The organism is Bradyrhizobium sp. (assembly GCF_035309285.1).
Lineage (GTDB): Bacteria > Pseudomonadota > Alphaproteobacteria > Rhizobiales > Xanthobacteraceae > Bradyrhizobium.
In genome coordinates this window covers 80,469-104,269 of record NZ_DATGFH010000162.1, presented here as the reverse complement: position 1 = coordinate 104,269, position 23,801 = coordinate 80,469, and the positions used below count along the sequence as shown (strand labels likewise).

General features: G+C 62.8%; 18 protein-coding genes. 14 read left to right on the top strand and 4 right to left on the bottom strand.

Going from position 1 to position 23,801, the window contains the following annotated elements:
- Position 1: 1 nt before the first annotated feature.
- Both VKR55_RS28850 and VKR55_RS28845 read right to left on the bottom strand, forming a co-directional pair.
- Positions 2–871: a TIGR01459 family HAD-type hydrolase gene (locus VKR55_RS28850; RefSeq protein WP_324408791.1), complete on the bottom strand. Its 870-nt coding sequence runs from the start codon at positions 869–871 to the stop codon at positions 2–4.
- Positions 868–2,148, bottom strand: coding sequence for an FGGY-family carbohydrate kinase (locus VKR55_RS28845; protein WP_324408790.1), 1,281 nt, complete (start codon positions 2,146–2,148; stop codon positions 868–870). Before VKR55_RS28845 ends, VKR55_RS28850 begins: the two co-directional genes overlap by 4 nt.
- Before the next feature lie 292 nt (positions 2,149–2,440).
- On the opposite strand from VKR55_RS28845, the gene VKR55_RS28840 reads away from it, so the two are divergent.
- The 13 genes from VKR55_RS28840 (at position 2,441) to VKR55_RS28780 (ending at position 17,687) form a co-directional block, all read left to right on the top strand.
- Positions 2,441–3,454, top strand: coding sequence for a sugar-binding transcriptional regulator (locus VKR55_RS28840; protein ID WP_324408789.1), 1,014 nt, complete (start codon positions 2,441–2,443; stop codon positions 3,452–3,454).
- Positions 3,455–3,476: 22 nt separating this feature from the next.
- Positions 3,477–4,916 carry an ABC transporter substrate-binding protein gene (locus VKR55_RS28835; RefSeq protein WP_324408788.1) on the top strand — a complete coding sequence of 480 codons (1,440 nt, stop codon included), beginning with the start codon at positions 3,477–3,479 and terminating at the stop codon, positions 4,914–4,916.
- 111 nt (positions 4,917–5,027) lie between these two features.
- Entirely contained in the window at positions 5,028–5,954 is a 927-nt protein-coding gene (locus VKR55_RS28830; RefSeq protein WP_324408824.1) for a carbohydrate ABC transporter permease, read from the top strand.
- An 18-nt stretch (positions 5,955–5,972) separates the two neighbouring features.
- Positions 5,973–6,830 carry a carbohydrate ABC transporter permease gene (locus tag VKR55_RS28825; protein WP_324408787.1) on the top strand — a complete coding sequence of 286 codons (858 nt, stop codon included), beginning with the start codon at positions 5,973–5,975 and terminating at the stop codon, positions 6,828–6,830.
- Between the two features lie 4 nt (positions 6,831–6,834).
- On the top strand, positions 6,835–7,938 hold the full coding sequence (locus VKR55_RS28820) for an ABC transporter ATP-binding protein (RefSeq protein ID WP_324408786.1): 1,104 nt from the start codon (positions 6,835–6,837) through the stop codon (positions 7,936–7,938).
- Between the two features lie 16 nt (positions 7,939–7,954).
- Entirely contained in the window at positions 7,955–9,070 is a 1,116-nt protein-coding gene (locus VKR55_RS28815; RefSeq protein WP_324408823.1) for an ABC transporter ATP-binding protein, read from the top strand.
- 2 nt (positions 9,071–9,072) lie between these two features.
- Entirely contained in the window at positions 9,073–10,641 is a 1,569-nt protein-coding gene (locus VKR55_RS28810) for an FGGY-family carbohydrate kinase (RefSeq protein ID WP_324408785.1), read from the top strand.
- Positions 10,634–11,674, top strand: a complete 1,041-nt coding sequence (locus VKR55_RS28805; RefSeq protein WP_324408784.1) for a 2-hydroxyacid dehydrogenase — start codon at positions 10,634–10,636, stop codon at positions 11,672–11,674. Before VKR55_RS28810 ends, VKR55_RS28805 begins: the two co-directional genes overlap by 8 nt.
- A 16-nt stretch (positions 11,675–11,690) precedes the next feature.
- Positions 11,691–12,425 carry a class II aldolase/adducin family protein gene (locus VKR55_RS28800; protein WP_324408783.1) on the top strand — a complete coding sequence of 245 codons (735 nt, stop codon included), beginning with the start codon at positions 11,691–11,693 and terminating at the stop codon, positions 12,423–12,425.
- Entirely contained in the window at positions 12,425–13,939 is a 1,515-nt protein-coding gene (locus VKR55_RS28795) for a glycerol-3-phosphate dehydrogenase (protein WP_324408782.1), read from the top strand. The genes VKR55_RS28800 and VKR55_RS28795 overlap by 1 nt, the downstream gene beginning before the upstream one ends.
- A 219-nt stretch (positions 13,940–14,158) precedes the next feature.
- Entirely contained in the window at positions 14,159–14,980 is an 822-nt protein-coding gene (locus VKR55_RS28790) for a BtpA family protein (protein ID WP_324408781.1), read from the top strand.
- Positions 14,981–15,072: 92 nt separating this feature from the next.
- Positions 15,073–16,206 (top strand): M42 family metallopeptidase, encoded by a 1,134-nt coding sequence (locus tag VKR55_RS28785; RefSeq protein ID WP_324408780.1) that lies wholly within the window; start codon positions 15,073–15,075, stop codon positions 16,204–16,206.
- On the top strand, positions 16,191–17,687 hold the full coding sequence (locus VKR55_RS28780; protein WP_324408779.1) for an FGGY-family carbohydrate kinase: 1,497 nt from the start codon (positions 16,191–16,193) through the stop codon (positions 17,685–17,687). Before VKR55_RS28785 ends, VKR55_RS28780 begins: the two co-directional genes overlap by 16 nt.
- Before the next feature lie 93 nt (positions 17,688–17,780).
- On the opposite strand, the gene VKR55_RS28775 is transcribed toward VKR55_RS28780, so the two are convergent.
- Entirely contained in the window at positions 17,781–19,145 is a 1,365-nt protein-coding gene (locus VKR55_RS28775; protein ID WP_324408778.1) for an FGGY-family carbohydrate kinase, read from the bottom strand.
- A 597-nt stretch (positions 19,146–19,742) separates the two neighbouring features.
- On the opposite strand from VKR55_RS28775, the gene VKR55_RS28770 reads away from it, so the two are divergent.
- Positions 19,743–21,737, top strand: coding sequence for a methyl-accepting chemotaxis protein (locus VKR55_RS28770; RefSeq protein WP_324408777.1), 1,995 nt, complete (start codon positions 19,743–19,745; stop codon positions 21,735–21,737).
- A gap of 47 nt (positions 21,738–21,784) precedes the next feature.
- On the opposite strand, the gene VKR55_RS28765 is transcribed toward VKR55_RS28770, so the two are convergent.
- Entirely contained in the window at positions 21,785–23,443 is a 1,659-nt protein-coding gene (locus tag VKR55_RS28765; protein ID WP_324408776.1) for an NADP-dependent glyceraldehyde-3-phosphate dehydrogenase, read from the bottom strand.
- Between the last annotated feature and the right edge of the window lie 358 nt (positions 23,444–23,801).

Genomic DNA, 23,801 nt, shown 5'->3' with positions numbered 1-23,801 from the left:
CTCACCAGGCCAGATTTGCAATTGTCCAATGCGGCATGCGGGTTGCCGAACCGGCAAGCGTCCCGATCGCGCGCGGCAGATCGGCCGCCTTCGCCAGCGCGTCCCGATGAACCCCGGAACGGACGAGTGTCGTCAGCATTCCGGCCGCGTGCCCGCCGGCGATGTCATGATCAAGGGAATCGCCGATGACGAGGACGCGTTCCGGCTTGGGATGACCCAGCCGTTCAAGGGCAGCCGCGAAGATCGGCGCATGCGGTTTGCCGACGAATTTCACCGTGCCCCCGAGAGATTGATAGAAGGCCGCCAGCGCGCCCGGCGCAGGGATCAATCCCGCTGCGCCGAACATGACAAGGTCGGGATTGGCGCACAGCATCGGCAAGCCGCGCGCCGCGGCCGTGGTCAGGTCTTCGCGCCAGTGCTCCGGCTTGGACACGGATTCGTCCAGTCCGCCGAGCAGGATGAACTCGGCATCCCGCATGTCCTCGGCGATGCCAAGGCCGAGGCCGTTTACGATCGAACGGTCGCCGCCGCGCGTGATTAGGTAACACGTGTGACCGAAATCGTTGAAGGGTTCCCGTTCTCGCGCCTGCAATCCGTTCCACGCAACTTCGCCTGACGACAGCATGCCGTCATAGGCATCGCTCGGCAGCCCAAGGGCGGCAAGGCGCTGCTGATTGTCATCCGCGCGCCTGCCTGAGTTGGAAAGCACCAGCACGCGCTTGCCGGCTTGCCGCAATCGCGCCACGCATTCGTATGCTTGGGGAAAGATCGCCTTGCCTTCGTGCAGGGTGCCCCATTGATCGAGCAAGACGTGATCGAATCGTCCGGCAATGGCGCGAAGACCGGTGATGGCGACAGGACCCGTTGTCATGGCGGGCCGCCGTTCAGCGCAAGCATCGCCGCGCCGAAGCATGCCTCCGTTTGTGTGGCGAGGCTGACGGGAACGCCGAGCGTGCGATGCCGGATCAGAGTCCATGCCTCATTCCTGGCGCCCCCGCCGATGCTGATGACGCGGCGCAGCGGCGGAGCTCCAAGCAGAGCCAGGCGTTGATAGGCGAGCGCCTCGACCGACGCGATACCTTCGAGAAGGCCCTGGAAGAAACGGCTGGCCTCGGCTGGACGCGGACTGATCCGCGCCATGAGGTTTGGATCGGCGATCGGAAAGCGCTCGCCGGCCTTGGGAAGCGGATAATAGTCGAGCCCGGTCGGCTGTTGCGGCTTGAGTTGAGGTGTCAGGCGTTCCATCTCCTCGGCGGTGAAATGCGCCAGCAAGGCCGCGCCGCCCGTGTTGGAGGCGCCACCGGCAAGCCAGCGGCCGCCGAGGCGGTGCGAATAGACGCCCTGGTCCGCCGCAAAGATCGGCTGTGTCGCAAGCAGCTTGACCACCAGAGTCGTGCCGAGCGACGTGACGGCGTCGCCGGGTCGATCCGCGCGGGTCGCCATGAACGCCGCGACGCCGTCGGTGGTGCCGGCCGCGACGCGCGCCGATGATGGCAAGCCGAGCGCGCGCGCAACGTTTGGATTGACCTCGGCGAAGGGCGTTCCGGGCACCACGACTTCCGGCAGCAATGCGCGGGGGACATCAAGCTGGTCGAGCCAGACCGGCCAGGTGCGCGTCACCGGATCGTAGCCGAGCTTCAACGCGTTGTTTTCATCGCTGACGCCATGGCATGCGGTGAGCCTGCCGGCAATCCAGTCTGCCTGATGAACGGCGTGGCGAGCATCCCCGGCATCACCCCGATGCATCAGATGGAGCAGCTTGGCGAGCGCACTGCTGCGCCCATGGGCGCCGCTTTCCGCAGGCGCCACCTTGGCGATGCGCGCAGATTCCTCCGCAGCACGGGCATCGTTGTACATGAGACCCAACGAGCGCGGCTGGCCGGCGGCATCGACGAGCAGAAGGGTGCCGGACGTGCCATCTACAGCAATGCGCTCCACACCTGCGAGATCGATCGTTTGCCCGAGCTTGAGGATTGCCGCGACTGCAGCCTGCCACCAGAGCTCCGGATCCTGATCAATGGCATCACCGCGCTGGCGCGGGGCCGGCAGGGCGGCTGACGCCATTCCCCGGATATCGGCCTGAGCATCGATCGCGCAGGCGCGAACCCCGCCGGTTCCGATATCGATGCCGAGGAACAGGCCTGTCATTGGAGCTTACGCCTTTTGCGCGTCCTGACGCAGAGGTTGAATGCCTTCAGCGCTCGCGTCACCAGCGCGATGTTCCCGTCAGTGCGCGCACCAAGCCACGCCTTTGATCGGCCAGCCTTATTCGTGAACGCTTGCGCGCATTCGCGCCGCTCGCGGCATTTTGCGTACGGGTGGAACAGACTCGCCGATCGATCGGATTTGCATTGCAGCATGAGGAAGGGGCTTGACGGTTCGAGTGCCGTTTGCAATTTTTTGCACTGGATGAAGAAATTTGCAAGCGAGGTTTCCGGGCGTGGCTTTGGCTTCCGACAGGCTTTCCGTGGTCGATGGCGAGGCGTCGCTCGCAACGCGCGCGGCGTGGCTCTATTTCGCCGCCGGAATGACGCAGTCGGAGATCGCGAGCCGCCTGAACATCCAGAGCACCAAGGCCCATCGTCTGATAGCGCGCGCGAGTCGCGAGGGCATGATCCGCGTCTTCGTCGAAGGGCCCGTTGCCGAATGCGTCGCGCTGGAGAATGCGCTGGCCCAGCGCTTTGGCCTCGCATTCTGCCGCGTCGCGCCTGATCTCGGCGAGCCAGACCTGCCGCTGAAGGCGCTGGCGCTCGAGGGCGCAAGCTTTTTGCGCCAGATCCTCGAACGCGGCGAAGACCAGGTGATCGGCGTAGGCCACGGCCGCACGCTTGCCGCCGTGGTCGAACAGTTGCCGCAGACGCCCGCGCCCGATGTGCGCTTCGTGTCGCTGCTCGGCGGACTGACCCGAAAGTTTGCCGCCAATCCATTCGACGTGATTCACCGTCTGGCCGAGCGCACCGGCGCCGAAGCCTTCCTGCTGCCGGTTCCGGTGTTCGCAAACTCGGTCGCCGACAGGGCGGTGTTGATGAAGCAATACGGCATCGCCGACGTTTTTGCGCTGGCCCGCAAGGCCTCGCTGTTGTTCGTCGGTATTGGTCAGGTCAGCCGCGACGGCTTCCTGGTCTCGAGCGGCATGATCAAGCCCGACGAGGTCACCGAGCTGAAGCGGGCCGGCGCCTGCGCCGATCTGCTCGGGCACTTCTTCAGTGCCGATGGCCGGGTGCTGGACACCGATCTGTCGGCGCGCGCGACCTCGATGACCGCAAGTGATCTGAAGAAGCACCGCATCGTCGCGATCGCAGGCGGGCTACCCAAGGTGACCGCGCTGCGCGGCGTGTTGCGCAGCGGCATGCTGCATGGGCTGATCATCGACGAGCCGACCGCTTCGGTGCTCGCATCAGACAAGCCGGAGGGCACATCCGGCGTGACCAGAAAAATCAAGGGACGGAAGTAAGCGCAAACAAGGAGATGAGTTCATGTTCGATCGCGAAAAGAATCTGTTCGACTCCTACGCCAATAAACGCATCAGCCGGCGCGACCTGCTCGATGGCGCCGCCAAGCTCGGCATTGCCGGGGTGGCCGCCAACGCGGCCTTCGCATCCTCGGTCTCTCGGGCGATGGCCGCGAATTTCGACTGGAAGGCCCAGAGCGGAAAGTCGATCAAGCTCTTGTTGAACAAGCATCCCTACGCGGATGCGATGATTGCAGATCTTGCAGCCTTCAAGTCGCTCACCGGGATGAACGTGACTTACGATATCTTCCCGGAGGACGTCTATTTCGACAAGGTGACTGCGGCCTTGTCATCGAAATCGGACCAGTACGATGCCTTCATGACCGGCGCGTACATGACCTGGACCTATGGTCCGGCCGGCTGGGCCGAGGATCTCAACGCCTATATTCACGATGCATCGAAGACGAGCCCCGACTTCAATTGGGACGACGTGCTGCCCAACCTGCGCGCCTCGACGGCGTGGGACGGCGTGCCCGGCTCCGAGCTCGGCTCTGGCAAGGCCAAGCAGTGGTGCATCCCCTGGGGATTCGAGCTCAACAACATCACCTACAACCGCACCATCTTCGACAAGGTCGGCGTCAAGCCGCCAAAGAACCTGGACGATATGATCGAGGTTGCGGCGAAGATCACCAAGGACGCGGGCGGGCCCTATGGCATCGGCGTCCGCGGCTCGCGCTCCTGGGCGACCATCCATCCGGGCTTTCTGTCTGGCTATTCCAACTTCGGCCAGAAGGACTTCGTGATGGAAGGCGGCAAGCTGAAAGCCGCGATGAACACCAAGGCCTCGAAGGAATTCCACGACAAATGGGTCAAGATGATCCAGCAATCGGGGCCGAAGAACTGGTCGACCTACACCTGGTATCAAGTCGGCACCGATCTTGGCGCCGGCGCCTCGGGCATGATCTTCGATGCCGACATCCTCGGCTATTTCATGAACGGCGGTGAGAACAAGGAAAAGGGCCACATGGGCTACGCCGCATTCGCGGCCAATCCGGCTGCCAAGGCGCCGACGCCCAACGTGTGGATCTGGTCGCTCGCGCTGTCGAGCTTCTCCAAGCAGAAGGATGCGGCCTGGTTGTTCATGCAGTGGGCGGCGTCCACCGAGCACGACCTGTTCGGCGCGCGCAAGATGGACTTCGTGAACCCGGTGCGGACCTCGGTATGGAAGGACAGCCAATTCCGCGACAGGATCGCGAAATCCTATCCCGGCTATCTCGAGCAATATGACGTCTCTTCCCCTGGCGCGAAGATCTACTTTACGGCGCAGCCGTTGTTCTTCGACCTGACCACCGAGTGGGCAGCAACGCTGCAGAAGATGGTCGCAAAGGAGGTTAGCGTCGACGAGGGGCTCGACAAGCTCGCCGACAGCATCAATCGCCAGTTGAAGTCGGCTGGCCTCGGCTGATACACCGCTTGGTGCCTGGTCCTTCGCACCATGACTGGCCGCCGGCCCGAGAATCTCCCCCCTTCGGGCCGGCGGCACGCCGCGAACGTTTGAATCGTCGTCACCATGAGCATGCTGCAACTCCTTCAGGCGAATGCGCCAACCGGGCGCAAGCCGCGGCCACGCGGCCGCGTGCTGCCTTACCTGTTGAGCCTGCCGGCTCTGCTCGTCTGCATTGCGATCATCGTCCCGTTTGTGGCCGCCGCGATCTACTCATTGCAGCGCTATCGGCTGAACCTGCCGTATTTGCGTGGCTTCATCGGCGTCCAGAACTATGTCGATTTCATCACCGATCCCGCGTTCTGGAATACGTTGCGCATCTCGCTCCTCTACACGACGCTGACAGTCGTCCTCGAGCTCCTGCTCGGCCTTGCGATTGCACTCCTGCTGCGGCGGCCGACCCGCTTTCACAATGCGGTCTCGATTGCGCTGCTGTTGCCGCTGATGACGGCGCCGGCGATTGCCGCCTTGATGTGGAAGCTGATGACCAATCCGGGCTTCGGTATCCTGTCGTATCTGGTCGGCTTGCTCGGCTTCACGGATTTCAAATGGGCCTCGGATCCGTCCACCGCGCTGCTCACGGTGGTGCTGGTCGATGTCTGGGTCTACACGCCCTTCATCATGATCCTGCTGCTTGCCGGATTGCGGTCGCTGCCACGGCAGCCGTTCGAGGCGGCGGCGCTCGATGGGGTGCCGGCAACCTTCGTGTTTTTCCGCATCACGCTGCCGATGCTGGCGCCGTACATCATCACGGCGTCGCTGTTCCGCCTGCTCGACTCGATCCAGCAGTTCGACATCATCTATGCGATGACGCAGGGCGGTCCCGGCGACCGGCTGATGGTGTTTCAGGTGCAGGCCTATCTCGAGTTCTTCCAATACACCAACGTGGGCCGGTCTGCGGCGCTGCTGATGATCCTCTGGGTCATCACCAACATCCTGTCGAATATCTTCATAAAGAACTGGTTGCGGTTGCGCGCACGCGCACACGGCCATGCGTGAGGTTCGAGGAGCGCGGCCATGGAACATGAAAGTCTTGCCGGTCGCATCTTTCGGGGCGTGGCGCTCACGCTTATCCTCGTCTTTTTCATGTTTCCGATCGTCTGGATCCTGTTGATGTCGTTCCAGACCAACGAGCAGATCCTGCGCATCCCCCCGCGTATCCTGTTCGAGCCGACGCTTGCCAACTACGCGGCGCTGATCTCGGGCCAGTTGCGCACGGCGGCGGGCAATCTCGAAATCACCTTCATGCACAATCTCTGGAACAGTCTCGTGCTGTCGAGCGGAGCGGTGGTGCTCGCGCTGCTCCTGGGTGTGCCGGCAGCCTATGCCTTTGCGCGCTTCAAGTTCCGACTGGGCGAGACCATCGCGTTCACGCTGCTGTCGTTCCGCTTCGCGCCGCCGCTGCTCGTGCTGCTGCCGCTGTCGCTCTACTATCAGGAGCTTGGGCTCAACGACACTTATGTCGGCGTCATCTGGGTGTATCAGCTCATTGCGTTGCCGCTGATCCTGTGGATCGTGCGCGGCTATTTCGAGGACATCAGCCCTGATATCGAGCACGCCTATCGCCTCGCCGGGCATTCCTGGCGCGAGGCGTTCACGCGCATTGCGGTGCCGCTCGCCGGTCCAGGTATCGCCGCGGCGGGGTTGTTGTCGTTCATCTTCTGCTGGAACAATTTCGTCTTCGCCCTGATTCTCGCTTCCGCCGACAAGCAACCTGTGACCGTGGGCGCGCTCGCCTTCGTCACGGCGTCCGGCATCCAGTATGGCCAGATCGCCGCGGCGATCGTGCTTTCAGTGATGCCGACGCTCCTGCTCGCGCTTTATGCACAGCGTTATCTGGTCGAGGGCCTGTCCCTCGGCGCGGTCAAGGGCTGACGCGATGGCGGCACTCGAAATCAAATCCGTCAGCAAAGCCTTCGGTGCGGTGCGACCCGCCGATAGCCTGTCGCTCGCTGTCGAGCCCGGCGAGATTGTTGCCGTGTTCGGGCCTTCTGGCGGGGGCAAGACGGTGCTGCTGCGCATGATCGCGGGCATGTTCGAGCCGGACGAGGGCGACATTCTTGTCGGCGGCCGTTCGATCGTCGGCGCCGTACCCGAGCGGCGCGGGATCGGGATGGCGTTCCAGAATTTCGCGCTGTTTCCGCATCTGACGGCGCGAGACAACATCGCAAGCGGCCTGCGAGCGAAGGGTAGGGTTGATGATGCGGCCGCGCGCGTGCAGGCGATCAGCAAGCTCTTGAAGATCGAGCACGTGCTGGGCCATGTGCCGCGCGAATTGTCGAATGGCCAGAAGCAGCGCACGGCGCTGGCGCGGGCGCTGGTCGGCAATCCGGACGTGCTGCTGCTCGATGATCCCTTGCGCAATGTGGACGCAAAGCTGCGCTATGAAATGCGGCTTGAGCTGCCGAGTCTGTTGCGGCGCGGCGCCGCCGCCGTGCTCTATGTGACCCAGGATTATCGCGAGGCCATGGCGATTGCCGATCGCATCGCCGTCCTCATCGAGGGCCGGCTCGAGCAGATCGCGAGTCCCGAAGAGATCTATGCGAGCCCGGCGTCCGTCGCGGTCGCGCGGTTGTTTGGCGATCCCAGCATCAATCTGGGGGAGATAACGCCTTTTACCGAGCACGGCATGCTGTTTGCCGCGATCTCGGGGGCGAGGGTGCTGCTGGGTGCGGCTGAAGCGCTTCCGGCGGACCGGCCGTACTGGCTCGGCGTGCGCCCGGAGCATCTCGACATTTCCTTTGCCGCCGGCGAGGAGGCCATCCGAGCGCGCGTTCTCGCGATCACGCCGATGCACGAGAAGGCGGTGCTGCTGCTCCGGCTCGAGGACGGCAGGGAATGGCTGGGGTCGCTGCGCCCCGGTGCGCCGAAGGTCGTCGCCGACGACACCGTGTTTGTCCGCTTTGCGCAGGAGGCCGTGCAATTGTTCGATCGCGAAACCGGGCTTCGCGTCTCGCTGTCGCACCGGCGGCAAGCCGCGTGATCGGAGCGCGATGACCATGGGCACGCTCGAGCTTCGAAGTGTCGACAAGGTGTATCGCAGCCGCGGACGGCCTGCCGTGCATGCCGTCCGTTCGCTCGACATGGCGGTCGAGAAAGGCGAGATCGTCGCGCTCCTCGGCTCATCGGGATGCGGCAAGACCTCGACCTTGCGCATGATCGCAGGCTTCGAAAGCGTCACCTCCGGCTCCATCGTCCTGCACGATCGGCGCATCGATGCCCTGCCGCCGGCCCGGCGGAAGGTCGCGATGGCCTTCGAAGGCTATTCGCTCTATCCGCCTTTGACGGTTCGCGAGAACATCGCGTTCGCGCTGAAATCCCAGCAGCTTTCGCGCAGCGAGGTGTCACGCCGCGTGGACGCGATCGCGCGCCTCGTCGAAATCGACGACATTCTGGAGCTCTATCCGCGTGTGATCTCCGGTGGACAGCAGCAGCGGGTGTCGCTGGCGCGTGCCCTGGTGCGCGATGCCGACCTTTATCTGCTTGATGAGCCGATGGGGCAGCTCGAGCCGCAGCTCCGCGCGGTGCTGCGCGGGCGGATCAAGAGCCTGCTTGCCGAGCGCGAGATGACGGCGATCTTCGTCACCCACGACCAGACCGAAGCGAGCGCGTTGGCCGACCGTATCGCAGTCATGGAAGACGGGGTGCTGCAGCAATTCGCAAGCGAGAAAGAGCTGAAGGATCGTCCTTCCAACCTGTTCGTCGCAAGCTTCATCGGCGAGCCGCCGATGAATCTGCTCGACATGGAGGTGCAGCGGTCCGATGGCGGTTTCCGTCTCTCGGTCGGCCCCGATGTGGCCTTTGACATCGGCGGCGCCGGCCTCGATCAGGCGGCCGAGAGGGCGCTCGCGGCGTCTCCGCGCGTGAGGGTAGGCGTCCGGCCGCAGAGGATCGCGGTCGGCGAGGGAGATCTGCGTGTGCGCATTGTCTCCAATCAGTGGCTCGGTGATCAATCTCATATCGCAGGTCATTGTGCCGGTCATCTCCTGATTGCCGTCATCCCGAACAGGATTGCGGCGAGGCCCGGCGACGTGATCCCGTTTGAGATCGCGCCGCGTCACCTGAACATCTTCGGCGCCGACGGCGTCTGCATTCGCCATGCGGAGGCGTCCTGACGATGCCCCGCGATGTCATTGTCGGCATCGATGCCGGCACCTCCCTGATCAAGACTGTTGCGTTCACGCGGGATGGAAGACAGCTCGGTGATTTCTCGCTGGCGAACCGCTACTTGACGTCGCCCGGAGGCAGCGTCGAGCAGGACATGGCGCGCACCTGGAGCGACACAGTCGCAGCACTGCGCGGGTTGGCCGCGGCAGTGCCCGACCTCGCCTCGCGTGTCGCGGCCGTTGCAGTAACGGGGCAGGGCGACGGGACTTGGCTGATCGATTATGACGGCCGGCCGGTCGCGCCGGCGCTGCTTTGGCTGGACTCGCGTGCCGCAAAATTGGTCGAGGAGATTCGCGGCAGTGAACGCAACGCGCCGCTTTATCGGCGGACCGGCTCCGGTCTTAATGCCTGCCAGCAGGGACCGCAATTGGCATGGCTGGCGGCGCATGCCCCCGAGATCCTTTCGCGCGCTGCGACCGTCTTCCACTGCAAGGACTGGCTATACTTCCTGCTCACGGGCAAACGCGCCACCGATCCGTCGGAGGCGACATTCACCTGCGGTGACTTCCGCAAGCGGGGGTTCGATCCCGACACTGCGCGGATGATCGGCATTTCCGATCTCATGCGACTGTTTCCGGACGTGGTCGATGGCGTTGCGGTCACGCATCCGCTTGGTGCTGAAGCGGCGGCCGAATCCGGCTTGCCGGCGGGCGTTCCAGTCTCGCTCGGCTATGTCGATGTGATCTGCAACGCGCTTGGCGCCGGCCTTTACGATCCGGCCCCCGATGTCGGCTGCACCATCATCGGTTCAACCGGCATGCATATGCGCCTTGCAGGAGAGGCCGACGCGGTCACCCTGAATGCCGAGGCTACCGGCTACACCATGCCGTTTCCTGTGCCGGGCCATTATGCCCAGATGCAGTCCAACATGGCGGCGACCTTGAACATAGACTGGCTGCTCGATCTGGCGTTGGGCGTGCTCGCGGCGGAGGGCGTGACACGCTCGCGCGCCGACCTGATCCGCCGGCTTGATCAGCAGGTGCTGCAGAGCAAGCCCGGCGAACTCCTGTTTCACCCCTTTATCTCGGATGCCGGCGAGCGCGGTCCATTCGTGGCGCACGAGGCCTGTGCGCAATTTTTTGGCCTGCGCACGCATCATGGCTATTGGGATCTGATGCGGGCCGTCATGGAAGGGCTCGCATTCGCCGCGCGCGATTGCTACAGCGCCATGGGCGCCTTGCCACGCGATGTGCGGATCACCGGCGGCGCGGCGCGCAGCCGCGCGCTGACTGCGATCCTTGGCGCGGCACTCGAATGCGATGTGCGTGTCTGCAGCCGCGGCGAGGCTGGTGCTGCGGGAGCGGCAATGATCGCAGCCGTCGCCATCGGCTTCTATCCGGACATGACGGCCTGCGCAGAGGATTGGGTAAGGCCGTATCTCAGCACGCCGCAAACGCCCGATCCCGCGCTGGTCTCGCGCTACGCACAGATGTTCCCGGCCTATCTCGATGCCAGGCTCGCGACGCGGCCGGTCTGGAAGAGGCTCGCGACGGTGCGCGGGGGAGTTGCCCATGTCTAGCTCGATCGCCATCATCGGGGACCGTTTCATGCTGCCGTCGGTTTTCGCCGAGCGCATCACGGCGGCATGCGGCAACGGTATCGACATCCGCATGCTGGAGCAGCCTTGGCCGGACGAGCCGATGGAGCACGGCTATGCCGGTTCGACGCTCGACGGGCTGAAGGAGTTCATGGGCGATCCGGACGAGGTCGCGGCTTTCATCGGCGATGCGACATTGCTCGTCACCCATCTGGCGCCGATCTCGCGGTCCATGCTCGAACGGTTGCCGAACCTCAAATTCATCGCGGTCTCGCGCGGGGGTCCGGTCAATATCGATCTGAAAGCGGCCCGCGATCAGGACGTGCTGGTCGTCAACACGCCCGGTCGCAACGCAAGCGCAGTCGCTGAATTCACCATCGGCGCCATACTTGCCGAGACGCGCCTCATTCGCAGCGGCCACGAAGCCCTGCGTTCGGGCGAATGGCGCGGCGACCTCTATCGCACCGATCGCACCGGGCGCGAGCTTGGCGAAATGACAGTGGGCGTCATCGGTTACGGCGCGATCGGCAGCCGCGTGGTGAAGCTGCTCAAGGCGTTCGGCTGCAAGCTGCTGGTAGCCGATCCCTACGTCCAGCTCAGCGCGCAGGATCGCAACGATGGCGTCGAGCATGTTGCGCTCGGCGAGTTGCTGGCGCGCTCCGACGTCATCAGCCTGCATGCGCGGGTCACGCCTGAGACCACCGGCTTTATCGGCCGCGACGCACTGGCGCGGGTGAGGACGGGTGCGTTCTTCATCAACACCGCGCGCGGCCCGCTCGTCGACTATGACGCGCTCTATGATGCGCTCGCGTCCGGGCAGCTCGGCGGCGCCATGCTGGACACGTTCGCAGTCGAACCGACGCCGGCGGACTGGCCGTTGTTAAAGCTGCCCAACGTGACGCTGACACCTCATATCGCCGGCGCGTCAGTGCGGACCGTCACCATCGCCGCCTCGCAGGCGGCCGAGGAGGTTCGACGCTTCCTGGCGGGCGAGCCGCCGCTCAATCCGTGTTGAACGAAAGGTATCAACTATGAAGCCCGAGGAACGACAGTTGCGCGAAGCGATCATCGCGAAGTGCCGGTGGATGAACGCCTCCGGCCTCAATCAGGGCACTTCCGGCAACATCTCCGCCCGCTATGGCGAGGAGATGCTGATCACCCCGTCGGCCGTTCCATACGATGCGATGAAGCCGGAAATGATTGCGTCGATGCCGCTCGAAGGCGAGTATGGTGCGTGGAGAGGGCCGTTAATGCCCTCCACCGAATGGCGTTTCCATCTCGACATCATGCGCGCACGCGCCGACGTCGGCGCTATCGTCCACACCCATTCCACCTATGCCACGGTGCTCGCGATCGCGCGGAAGTCGATACCGGCCTGCCACTACATGATGGCGGCGTTCGGCGGCAACGATATCCGCTGCGCCGGCTACGCACGCTACGGCACCAAGGAGTTGTCGGAGCTTGCGCTCGCAGCGCTCGAAGGGCGCAACGGCTGCCTTTTGGCCAATCATGGCATGATCGCGGTCGGCGCCAACCTGGACAAGGCAATGTGGCTCGCCGTCGAGCTCGAGACGATAGCACGCCAATATTATCTCTCGCTCGCGCTCGATCATCGTTTCATCCTCAGCGAAGAGGAAATAGCGGAAACGGCGCGCGGATTTTCAACCTATGGCCTGCAGGCTCCAAAACCAGAACCGACGGCGAGGGCGCGCGCATCGGCGAAAGCAGCACCGCACCGGGTCGAGAAGAAGCGCAGCAGGAAGTGATGACGAGGACGTCGCCGGGCCCGAGCAGCGATTACGGGCTGGTCGATATCGCGGTGATCGGCGGCGGAATCAATGGAGCCGGTATCGCGCGCGACGCCGCCGGTCGCGGTCTCAAGGTCCTGCTCTGCGAAAAGGGCGACTTTGCCGAGGGAACATCGTCACGCTCCGGCAAGCTCGTGCACGGAGGCCTTCGCTATCTCGAATATTATGAATTCCGTCTCGTGCGCGAGGCTCTGATCGAACGCGAGGTCCTGCTCGCTTCTGCGCCCCATATCATCTGGCCGCTGCGGTTCGTGCTGCCGCATTCGCCCGAGCAGCGGCCGGCCTGGCTCGTTCGGACCGGGTTGTTTCTCTACGATCATCTGGGCGGCCGCAAGCAACTTCGGCCGAGCCGCGGTCTTGACCTCTCGCGTGCACCTGAAGGAGCGCCGCTGCGGCCGGAGTTCCGTCGCGGCTTTGAATATTCGGATTGCTGGGTCGACGACGCGCGGCTTGTTGTCCTCAATCTCATCGACGCATCGCGCAAGGGCGCCAGGATACTGCCGCGCACTCGCGCCGTAAGAGCGCGCCGGGCGGACGGCAAATGGCTGATGGAAATGCGTGGTCAGGATAGCAGTGCGCATCTCGTGCGGGCGCACGTGCTGATCAATGCGGGAGGGCCCTGGGTCCAGGAAGTCGCGCATGGAGTGGCGGGATTGAATTCGGCCCACAATGTGCGACTCGTCAAAGGCAGCCACGTGGTGGTGCCGAAATTCTGGAGCGGATCGCATGCCTATCTACTGCAAAACGACGATCGCCGGGTTATTTTCGTCAATCCCTATGAGGGCAATCTCGCGCTGATCGGCACCACCGATATAGCCTATGAGGGACGGGCGGAGGAGGTATCAATCGACGAGAGCGAGATCGGTTACCTGTTGGGCATAGTCAGCCGCTATTTCCGGACCGCTCCGCAGGATCGCGACATTGTTCATGCCTTCTCGGGCGTCCGACCTCTCTATGACGACAATGCGGACAATCCATCGGCTGTGACGCGCGATTACGTCTTCGAGATCGACGGCACGCCAGACGTTCCCCCGCTGCTCTCGATCTTCGGCGGCAAGATCACCACCTATCGCAAGCTCGCCGAACACGCACTGTCACGTCTGGCCCCCTGGCTCCCAAGGATGCAGGCCGCCTGGACCGCCGACGCGCCGCTTCCCGGCGGGAACATTCCGGGCACTTTCGCCGATTTCGTGATGGATCTCGCACGCGACTACCCCGCTCTTCCCAAGACACTGGTTCATCACTGCGCCCGGTTGTACGGGACGCGCGCAAGAGAGTTGCTGGGTTCGGCCCGCACCTGCGGAGATCTTGGACGACACTTTGGCGGGGACTTTTATGAGCGCGAGGCGTCGTTCCTTCGCGAAACAGAGTGGGCCACGAACGCTGCCGACTTTCTGGACCGACGCACGAAGCATGGCCTGCATCTAACGCCGGCTCAGCGAGCTGCGTTCGAGGCAGGTATCGGCAAATGATGGTTAGAGGTTCGGGACCGAAGCTCGTTCGCCGAGAGTTGCAGTTGCCGCGGCAGAGCCCGACCAGGCGAACGGGGGTGAGCGCTGGGCCAACCGCCTGACATATCTGGTAGGATGATCTTGGCTGACGTCCATCTATGGCAGATTATGGTTTGGGGACCTTACTCTCCCTGGAACGACATGTCTTAAGTAGAATAAAGATCGAAAGAGGACGCGCTCATGCAGTGGCTCAAGGAAACCTTTCATGTCGGCAAGCCGATCATCGCCATGTGCCATTTGCAGGCGCTGCCGGGCGATCCCGGCTACGATGTGGCCGGCGGTATGAGCAAAGTGGTCGAAATGGCTCTTGCCGATCTCGACAATCTTCAGAATGGCGGTGTCGACGCAGTCATGTTTTCCAACGAATTCAGCCTGCCTTACCTGACAAAGGTGCGCCCCGAAACCACCGCGGCCATGGCACGCGTCATCGGTGAGCTCATGCGCTTCATCAAGGTGCCGTTTGGCGTCAACGTCCTATGGGATCCCATCGCTTCGATCGATCTTGCGGCCGCCACCGGAGCAAGCTTCATCCGCGAGATCATGAGTGGGGTCTACGCCAGCGATTTCGGGCTATGGAATACCAACGTCGGGGAAACGGCGCGCCACAAGGCAAGGCTCGCCCCGAAGCTCAGACTCCTGTTCAACATCGTGCCCGAAGCTGCCGCCTATCTAGGCGATCGATCGATTGCGGATATCGCCCGCTCGACCGCATTCAACAACCGGCCTGACGCCATCTGCGTATCCGGCCTCACCGCTGGCGCCGAAACGGACACCCAGATCCTTTCCAAGGTCAAAAAGGCCGTGCCGGGTACGGCCGTGCTTTGCAATACAGGTTGCCGGATCGACAATATCGAGCGCCAGCTTGCCGCTTCGGACGGGGCAGTCGTGGGATCGACGTTCAAGGTCGACGGTATCTTCGAAAATCCGGTCGATCCGGCGCGTGTCAGGGCCTTCATGGACAAGGTCAAAGCGATCCGCTCCACCTCGCGTGCGGTCGCTTAGGAAATGCTCGCCCGATCCGGCAGCCCGCGGCGCCGGGTCGATCCAGTTCCGATGAACAGCAAAGGTCCGGTACCGGACCGGATTGGACCAGAGTGACGATTGACCAACGCAGCCTCACACGCATCGAGACATGGACCAAAGAGCTTTGCCTAATACCCGGTCTTTCCGGCTACGAAGATCCGGTGAGCGACTATATCCGAGCCGCTTTTTCCGACCGCCGCGTCGAGAGCCACGGCGATACGTTTGGGAATCTGACCCTCACGGTGAAGGGGACAGACCCCGCAGCTCCATCGGTGATGGTCTTCGCTCATACCGATCAGCTTGGCCTCTTGGTACGGCGGATCGAAGCGAACGGCTTCGTTCGGGTGGAACGGCTCGGCGGCGTGCCCGAACGTGTGCTGCCGGGCCTGCGCTTGGTGATCATGAACAAGCACGGCAAGCAGATTCCCTGCGTCGTCGGCATCAAGGCACACCATGCCACGCCTCAAGACGAAAAGAGCCAGGTGCTGGGCTATGACAAACTCTTCCTCGATCTCGGAGCCAGATCGGCAGAAGAGGCGCGCGCCCTCGGCGTCGAAATCGGTGCGCCCGTCACCTACTGCCCCTCCTTCGAACGGCTGGCCGGCACGCGTGTGTCCGGAACCGCGATCGACGACCGCGCCGGCTGCGCCGCGCTGATGGACCTTGTGCAGAGAATTTTGGATGAACCCGTTCCTGCGACGCTGCACGCGGTCTTTTCGGTCCAGGAGGAGTTCAACCTGCGCGGGGCGATGCTTGCGGCCGAGCGTCTGAGGCCAGATGCCGCCTTTTCGATCGACATCATGGTCGCCTCCGATACGCCCGATCTCGCGGAGCGCGGCGAACTGCAACTTGGCGGCGGCCCGGCGCTTGGCCTCTACAGCTTCCACGGGCGCGGCACGCTCAATGGTACGCTTGCTCATCCTGCGCTCCTCAACCATCTTGTGGAGACAGCAAGCCGTGTCGGTATACCCCTCCAGCGCAGCGCTCATACCGGCTGCCTCACGGATTCCTCCTACGTTCAGCTCGTGGGCGAAGGAATTCCATCCATCGATATCGGCTATCCGACACGCTACACGCATGCGCCGATCGAAACCTGCGATCTGGTCGATCTTGAACAGATAGCGGCGCTGCTTGCCTTGGCTCTGCGCAATATGAAAGCAGGTTTCTCCTTCGAACGGAGAAGATATTCGTGCGCCACCTCCTAGGCATCGATATCGGCAGTTATTCCAGCAAAGGCGTCCTGCTCGATGAGTCCGGTACTATTCAGGCAATGGCGCAGCGCAAACATGACATGCGCGTGCCAGGGCCAGGACTCGCCGAACATGATGCCCTGCAGGATTGGTGGGAGGGCTTTCGCACGCTGAGCCAGCGGCTGATCCTGGACAGTGGGATCAACCCGGCCGCGGTCGCTGCAATCGGGTGCAGCGGGATTGGCCCCTGTGCGCTGCCGGTGACGGAAGCGGGCGAGCCCCTGCGCCCGGCGATCCTGTATGGCGTGGATACACGCGCCGAAGCCGAAATCGAGGAGCTCAAGGCCGAACTCGGCGCACCGAACTTGCTCGCGCGAACCGGCAATCCGCTGACGACACAATCCGTGGGCCCCAAGGTGCGATGGCTTGCCAAGCACGAGCCTGACACTTTCCGCAAAACTGCGCGGATTGTCGGTTGCCCTACCTTCATCGTTCACCGATTGACGGGACGGTGGGTCGTCGACCACTACGGCGCGTCCTGCTACACGCCCTTCTACGACCTTGCCGCCAAAGATTGGCATCGCGACACGGTCGAACGAATTTGCCCGGTCGACTGGCTACCTGAAATCGCGTGGACAACGGAGATTATCGGCCACGTGAGCCCTGAGGCCGCGCGGGAAACCGGGCTTGTCGCCGGCACGCCCGTGATCGCCGGCACCATCGATGCGGCGAGCGAAGCCATCAGCGTCGGTGTGCAAAAGCCGGGTGACTTGATGATCATGTATGGCACCACGGCCTTCTTCATCCAGGTCAATGCCGATCTCGTCGTCGACTCGCGTTTCTGGGCTGCGCCGTTTCTGTTCGAGAACACCTGGAGCGTCATGGGCGGGCTTGCGACTGGAGGCGGTCTCACCCAATGGTTTCGCAAGGAAATGACCGGACTTTCCGACGAGGATTCATCCTTCCAGACACTGATGGAAGAGGCGCTCAAAAGCCCGCCCGGTGCAAACGGCATTTTGATGCTGCCCTATTTCAGTGGTGAGCGAACGCCAATCAACGATCCGCAAGCCAAGGGCCTGATCTTCGGGTTGACGCTCGCGCACCGGCGCGGCGATATCTATCGTGCGCTGATCGAAGGGATCGGACACGCAATCCGGCACAATCTCGACAGCTTTGCCGAGATTCAGCCGGCCCGAAGCATCTATGCGGCCGGAGGCGGCGTACAGAATCCTCTCTGGACACAATGCGTCAGCGACATTGCGGGCGTGCATCAGAATGTGCGCCGGCAGACGGTGGGTGCTGCGCTCGGATCGGCCTTTCTCGCAGGAATAGGCTGCGGGATCTTCGCGCGGGAGGATATCGACCGCATTAACCCGATCGTGTCTCAAATCGCGCCGAATGAAGCCAACCGCAATCACTACGAGGCGGATCACGCAGCCTTCAAAGCACTTTACATCAACAACAGAGCCACGATGCGACGGTCCATGGCCGGCTAGTCTGATTGTGGCTCAGCATTCTCGGTGACGACGCCCAATCTGATATGGTGGCGAAAATCAAGTCGCGCCGCCAACGGAGCGCGGCGATCGGGTCTAGCGAGCGATCAGGTTGATCCGCGCCGTCCAGGCATCGCGATACGCGCCGAGGCCGGCGATCGAAACTGCAGGGACGGGCGTCGGTGCCGCGATCGGATAGGCTGGCGGCCAATGCGCCAGCATTGCGGCGCCACGCGCCGTGCCGGCGGCGTCCTGCGCCGCAAAGACGCGCTGCTTCGGCCTTAAGGTGCCGAGCGCCTGACAAAAGACGAGGTTGCCGGCGAAGGTCCCCTCGATGATGAGATCGCCGTTGGTCGCTCCCATGCGCGTTAGCATCAGATCGCTGATCAGAGCGCAATAGAGTGTCGCCAGCGCAGTCCGATCACGCGCCGCGACTTCGCCGCGGATCACACCTTTGGTCCTGGCATAAGGTCCGCCCTGGCCGGAGAAGCAGGGGAGGGCCATCGCCCCGGAGGCAATGACGCGCTCGATCGCGGCAAGATCCGGATTGCCGCCATCGCCCGCAATGACGGCGTATTCGCGTCCGCCCATGAAGCGCCCGCAGGCGGTCGGTTGGCCAAGCACGTTGACGTTGGCGAGCGTGTCGTCGAGAGCATCGAGCTGGCCGAGCGAAAGCCCGACGCACATCAGGATGACCCAGGTGCCGGTCGACAAAAGTGTGAACGGCCCCTCGCGCGAGATGAGGTAAGGCAGGAGCGACGCATTGGAATCGTGGACGCCGCAAAAGACTTGCGTTTCCGGCGCGAGTGATGTCGCAGCGGCGATATCGGGCTTGATCGGCCCGAGCGGATCGAAGGCGCGCCGCAGCGGCGGGATCAGGCCCCCGATGCCGAGACCTTTAACAAGGCTCGAGGCACGTCCCTGGCGCGGCTCCCAGAGATCCGTATGGGCGCCAAGTGAGGTGATCTCGGAGGCCACGACGCCGGTCAGGCGCCAGGCCCAATATTGCGGATACGTGAGGAAATGCTTCGCCTGCACAAAGAGATCGGGACATCGCCATTTCTGGCACGCGAGCTGCCGCCCAAGATTGAGGCCCGCCGGCAGTTTCGGCGACAGCGATTCCGAAAAAGGCGGACGAATCTTGGCGTAATCGGGCTCAATCTGCTCGACCTCTGGAAACTCATAATCCATCACCGGCAAGGCGAGGTCGCTCGCACCGATCAATGCGCCGGCCGCGCCATGCGCGGTCGGAACGAGCGCGCCGATCTCGTGCGCGCGCGCTGCTTCGCTTAGAGCGCCAACGAAAAAAGCCCAGGCGCTGTCGACGTCTTCATGCGGATAGGGCGGTCCAGGCAAAATGCGGTTGGACGTGGACTTTTCCCAGAGAAGGCGGCCCTGGTCGAACAAAGAAAGTTTCACGTTGGTCTTGCCGATGTCGAGAACCGCGACCGTCTGGCTCATTGTTCAAGCTCTAGGCTGATGTAACGAGCTGCAGGGGCGATCGATCTCGCCGGCTCGCTCGCATCAGCATGGGCCGCGATGCAACAGGCCGGCGTGCAGCGGATCGGCGACATTAGTTAGCTCGTCCTCACCTTATGCCGTGCGGCTGCCGCGGTTCAGCATGCCGCCGAGCGCGATGATAGCACGGTTCGTTCCTCGGCATCGAAGTTGACGATGCACTTTCGACCTCAGAGCAATTTGAGTTGTGAGGGCGCTCGGAGAGGGGTAGCGCCATCCCTTTGGTGGGCCTGAGTATCGTCAGGCCGCATGGCGTAGTCCCTCACAACTCTTCACGCGTTGCCCCTTTCCCGACTGGCAACTCGCGAGAGATCGGCAAGTTGCTAAACATCAGCACTAATAAACATAATACTAAACAAACAGGAATTCCCAGGTAACGTCGTCTCGATCGGCATAAATCCCGGCGTATTTGCAGGTCTGCGTGATGACGGGTTCACTGCCATCCTTAACCGATAATTTAGTAGGTGATCCTACACTGAACTTATCGACCATCGCGATTGCATGCATATCGCGTGCGGAATTTCAGATTTGGATTTGCCAATGAAGCGTTTCTCAGCGCTGCTCGGTGCCGGCTCGATCACGCTGCGCATCTATCTGGGCCTCGGCACCTTGCTGGTTCTGCTCGCGATGATCGCAAGCTACGGCTGGTTGCAGGTGAAAAACACCGCCGGACTGTTCGATGGATACGCGGCATCCGCCGGCGTCGTCGAGGGGGCGAATCGACTGCAGGTGCTGGTCGGCGATCTGCAGCGGACCGCCTCGGAATTCGTCACTGTCGGATCGCCCGAGAAAAAGGTTGAAGTCACGCAGCGGGCGGAGGCGGTCAGCAAGCACCTTGGGGTGCTCGGCGCGCAGATTTCGGATCCGGCCCAACGGCAGCACGTTGAGGCGATCCGGAAATTGAACAAGGAGGTCGATGAGAATCTCCTGACCCTCTACGAGCGCGTCACGCTGCGCCAGGAGGTGGAGGATGGTCTCAACTATGACGACCGCGATATCCGCAAAGCATTGGGAGACCTGATCAGCGGCGGCAGAAGCGACTTCGCCATCGTGCTCGATCATTATCTGGCTGCGCGTGCGTTGACCATTCGCTTCGCGACCAACGGCAAGGATGAGCCGAATGTGCGCGCCGAGCTCGCCAAGGTTACCGAACTCGGCGCCAAGTTCGCGTCCGGACTGAAGGACGGCGACGACCTCAAGGACAGCTATGACGATCTCACCGGCGGCCTGAAGCGCTACCTGGAGGATCTCGGTCGGTTGTCCAATGCGCTCACCAAGCGACAGGAGCTTGCGGTCATGATCGATCGGCTCAGCGACAAGATGCGGGCCGAGGCGACCGAGATCAAGCGAGCCACGGCGACCATCCAGGACGCCACGCGCGCATCGGTCGCGGCGGCCGCAAGCAGCGCCAGCAAGTGGATGCTGATCCTGTCGTTGACGTCGCTCGCCTTTGCCGCGCTTGTCGGCTTTGCGATCGCGCGCAGCATCACCGTGCCGGTGCACTCGCTCTCTGGCGCGATGCGGCGGCTCGCCGCCGGCGACATCGCAATCGATGTGCCCGCGCGCGGTCGCCGCGATGAGATCGGGCAAATGGCCGCGACCGTGCAGGTCTTCAAGGAAAATGCGGAACGCATCCACATCCTGCAGGAGGAGAAGAAGGCTGGCGAGCAGCACGCCGAGGCAGAGAAAAGAGCCACCTTGATGAGGCTCGCGGACGAATTCGAGAGTGCGGTGGGAACTATCGTCACGACCGTCTCCGCGTCCTCCGGCCAGCTCGAGGTATCCGCCGGTACGCTGGCAAGCACGGCGGAGCAGGCGCAGGAACTGACGACCCTGGTGGCGTCCGCTTCGGAGGAGGCCTCCGTCAATGTGCAGTCGGTGGCGTCGGCGACCGAAGAATTGTCAGCTTCGATCAACGAGATCAGCCGTCAAGTTCAGCAGTCGGCCCGGATGGCGAGTGAAGCCGTCGAGCAGGCTCGCGCCACGACCGAAAGTGTCGGCGAGCTGTCGAAGGCGGCTGCACGCATTGGCGACGTCGTCGAGCTCATCAACACGATCGCAGGCCAGACCAATTTGCTGGCCCTGAACGCCACCATCGAGGCGGCACGCGCGGGCGAAGCCGGCCGCGGTTTCGCAGTCGTCGCCTCGGAAGTGAAGGCGCTTGCGCAGCAGACCGCGAAGGCGACCTGCGAAATCAGTGAGCAGATCTCTGGGATTCAGACCGCGACGCAATCGTCGGTTTCAGCAATCATGGGAATCTCGGCCACGATCGAGAGGTTGTCAGAAGTCGCTTCCACCATTGCCACCGCCGTCGAACAACAGGGCGCCGCTACGCAGGAAATCTCCTGCAGCGTGCAGCAAGCTTCGCATGGCACGCAGCAGGTTTCCTCCAATATCACCGACGTGCAGCGCGGCGCTTCAGATACGGGCCATGCCTCCTCGTTGGTCCTTGCCGCAGCGAAGTCGTTGTCGAGCGAGAGCGGTCATCTCAAGGCCGAGGTCGATCGATTCCTGTCCACCGTCAGGGCGGTGTAGTCGCGGAAATTCAGACTCGGCCGGTCATCTGCGCCCCCAAAGGCGCCTCACAGGATGAAGCGCGTGTTGATGAAATTGGACCGATGCTCGGTCACGATGGCATTCAACAGCCGCTTGCTCGCATCGGTCTGTTTGGTGGCGATCATCGAACGGATTGAAAAGGATCGCAGTGCATCGCTCACCGATAAGGTGCCCTCGGCGGAGTCCTTGCGACCGGTGAAGGGGAAGACGTCCGGGCCACGCTGGCATTGACAGTTGATGTTGACGCGGCAGACCTGGTTGACCAGGGGATCGACCAATCGGCCGACCAGTTCGGGGTCGGTGCTGAAGATGCTGACCTGCTGGCCGTTCTCCGCCCCCGCAACATAGTCGAGCGCAGCCTCGATCTCATCGAAAGGAATGACGGGGATCACAGGCCCGAACTGCTCTTCCCGGTAGAGCTTCATCCCTTCGCGGACGGGATAAACGAGCGCCGGATGGAACAGCGACTTGCAGTAGGCCCCGCCGCCTGGATTGACAACGCGCGCTCCTTGCGCCTCCGCATCTCTGATGCATTCGGCAAGATAGGCCGCCTTGCCGGGCTCGGCGAGCGGCGTGATGCTGACACCCGGCTCCCAGGGCATGCCGATCCTGAGCCTGGCAATCTCTTCAGTGAAACGACGCATGAACTGCGACACAACGCCGCTGTGAACGAGCAGCGCCTTGAGCGCCGTGCAGCGCTGTCCATTGAACGAGAGCGCGCCGAGCAGACATTCCCTGACGGCCAGCTCCATGTCGGCGTCAGGCATGACGATTGCAGCATTCTTGGCGTCGAGGCCGAGAATCGCGCGCAGCCGGTTGACCTTGGGATGCAGCTTCTTGATGTGGTCTGCGACCCTGCTTGAGCCGATCAGCGTCAACACGTTGACCTTGCCCGACCCGAGCAGGGCAGGCACCAGATCGGCGCCGTTCCCATAGACGGTGTTGATGACGCCCTTCGGGAAGGCGCTCCGAAACGCCTCAAAGAGCGGATAGAACAGCAGCGCGCCGAAGCGTGGTGGCTTGAGCAGCACCGTATTGCCCATGATGAGCGCGGGAATGAGGGTCGCAAAGGTCTCGTTAAGCGGGTAATTGTACGGCCCCATGCACAGGACGACGCCAAGCGGCGTGCGGCGAATCTGGCCGATCGTTCCTTCAACGACGACGAAGCGGGAGCTGTTGTTATCGAGTTCCTTGAGCGCATCGATGGTTGCGGCAATATAGGCGACGGTGCGATCGAATTCCTTTTCGGAGTCCGGCAGCGCCTTGCCGACCTCCCACATGATGAGGCGGACAACTTCGCTCCTTCGTGCCAGCATCTGCCGCGTGAACTCTTCCATGCAAGCGATCCTGTCGGCGACCGCCATCGTCGGCCATTGGCCGCTGCCATTTGCATAAGCGTCGACGGCCGCGGTGAGCGCCGCTTCGGTAGCTTCCGGCGATCCCTTGGGATGCGAGCCGATTTCCGTCGCCGCTAAGGCTCCGTCGCGATCCCGCGTCCAGATCGGCGAGAGAACGGTCTGGCTGGGGCCATTCCAGTTCATCAGTTCGCCGTTGATCAAAATGCAGCGTTGATGGATGAGCTTGGGCAGGCGGTGCTCCGCCGGAATCTCGCTCGGCAATGGAAAGAGCTGGTCCAGTTTAGGCCCTTCGTTCACGAATATCACCTCGTTGTTAGAGACCGCCATCTGATGCTCCCGATCATCGTGTGGACGGCTCAGCCGTTAGCTGGAATTGAACGTTCAGTAAATTGGATCGCTAAACAAAATTTTCAAGCAGCTGGCCTGCGCAAGCGGTCGCTGGAGTTGATGTATCTATTCCGCTGAAGCATTCATCCACGCAGGCGCGCGTCAACTTCGGCGGTTGTTTCCCTCGGATAAAGTGCCCCGGTCTCCCGGTTCGGCCTGCTTCTTGTAGGACGTTCATCTTAAAAACAGGCAGGTTTCGCAATTTACCCGAAGATCGTTTCGCTGTCGGCCGTCCGCTGTCGCTGCCGAATGCATGGAGATCGCCTTATTGCATCGCAGCGCCGGTGCTCCGCGCGGC